At 64.1% G+C, this 1,599-nt stretch carries 2 protein-coding genes and 1 pseudogene; all 3 read right to left on the bottom strand.

Going from position 1 to position 1,599, the window contains the following annotated elements:
- A pseudogene (locus JHD07_RS10275) lies at positions 1-247 on the bottom strand (hypothetical protein); the annotation flags it as partial.
- Between the two features lie 87 nt (positions 248-334).
- On the bottom strand, positions 335-1,048 hold the full coding sequence (locus tag JHD07_RS10270; protein WP_291621612.1) for a hypothetical protein: 714 nt from the start codon (positions 1,046-1,048) through the stop codon (positions 335-337).
- A gap of 135 nt (positions 1,049-1,183) precedes the next feature.
- Positions 1,184-1,432, bottom strand: a complete 249-nt coding sequence (locus JHD07_RS10265) for a hypothetical protein (protein ID WP_291621610.1) — start codon at positions 1,430-1,432, stop codon at positions 1,184-1,186.
- Between the last annotated feature and the right edge of the window lie 167 nt (positions 1,433-1,599).

Here is a 1,599-nt window from a genome sequence, read left to right as displayed (position 1 = left end):
GCACGGGCGCAGCGCCCATCGCGCCGAAGACCTGCGAGCCTTTGAGATAGTTCACCCGCTCGGACGGCGCATTGGTGATCGCCGTCACCGGCGTTTCCGTACGTTGTGCCAGCTTGCTGGTGTCCGGGCCCTGCTTGGGCGTAACCGGGTTCATGATGTTGCCGGCGACGATGCCGCCGCCGAGACCGATGGCGATGGCCGCGACGATGGTTCCGGCACCGACAAAATAGGCTGTCGAGGCGCGCATTGATCCACTCCCTCTATGAGGCGAGCAACGCACGTTGATTGCCGGATGTTCCTGGTACCCGAAGCAGTTCCCGAAGGAACTTGCGCGTCAGATCTGCTGCGCGACCTTTTCCAGCCCGATGATGCGGGCGAGCTTGCGGACTTCTTCCTTCTGGTCGTCACGCAACTGGAACAGGAGCGGCATTGCCGCCGACTTCAACTGCTGGACCTCGTCGCAATTCGGATCGATCGGCACGCCCGGCGCATTCGGGTTGGAGAGCTTGTTGGCCGAAATCTTGCGGACGACGTTGCGGAGCGCGGTCTCGACCGATGGCCAATAATATTCCTGCGACGACGAGAGCTTCAGGCGATCCCTGATGCCCGAGATCTGTGCGTCGGACAGCAGCGTATAGTTCCTCTGCGGCGGCGGCTTGACCGCCACCTTCGGCTTGGCCGCGGGGACCTCGACGGTGGGAACCTCCGCCGCGGCGGGCGCCTCGTGCAGGCTCGGTTTCGGCATCGGGAAGTCGGAGGGCGTGGCAGCGGCAAAGGCCTGGCGCAGCGGCTCGGCCAGGACCGGAGCCTGGGCGAGCTTGTCGGCGGCGACCTGGACCGGCTCGAATGCGGCCGAGGCCAGTGCCAAAGTCGGAATCAGACGGTCGGCCTTGGCGGCGCGATTGGTGGCGAGCGGCTTGGCCGCAGGCGGCTCCGAAATCATCTCCGCGCTGACACTGGGTACGCTGTCGCGGCCGAGAATGGCGGTCGTCGCTGCGCCGAGGACGAGAAAGCAGGTCAACACGGTGATGGTGATGGCTTTGGACAAACGTCTCTCCGGGAGCGACCGCTTCACGACTTTGTTAACGTTGCCGGGAAAAAGGGCACGAATTATGGCTTGAGTGTGCCTTCGTTGCGACAATCGCTGTGCCGCCGGCGACACACTCCAAAAGTGCCAACGAAATCAGGCAGCTGCTGCCAGATCGTAGGCATCCTGGATGTCGGCGACGATTTCCGAGGCTTCCCAGACCGCACGCGGCTCGACCGATTGCAGCGTCACCGTCCAATTGCCGCCGCGGCGGGTCCGGGGAACGCTGACGACGTCGAAGCGGACGTTGCGGCACAGCGGGTGACGGGCCAGCGCATGGGCCACCCGGACGCGGATTTCATCCAGCGTCGCGGCTGTCTTGCTGTTGAGATAGTCAAAATCCATCGCCTGTCCCCCTCTCGTCCTGATTGGCGGCCGTGAAGGGATTCTTGGCGGGCGATGGTTAATCTGCCGTTAAATGGGCGAGACCGGAGAGCGCGGAATTAACCGTGATCGGGAGATGGCGGCTGGTCACGCACGGCCTGCCGTCCCCCCGCCTCACGATATTCGGC

Source organism: Bradyrhizobium sp. (assembly GCF_016462955.1).
Taxonomy (GTDB): Bacteria; Pseudomonadota; Alphaproteobacteria; order Rhizobiales; family Xanthobacteraceae; genus Bradyrhizobium.
This window is presented reverse-complemented; position numbering and strand designations above follow the sequence as displayed.

Coding starts and splice junctions, on each gene's coding strand:
- JHD07_RS10265 (WP_291621610.1), bottom strand. CDS start 1,432: ATGGATTTTGACTATCTCAACAGCAAGACAGCCGCGACGCTGGATGAA.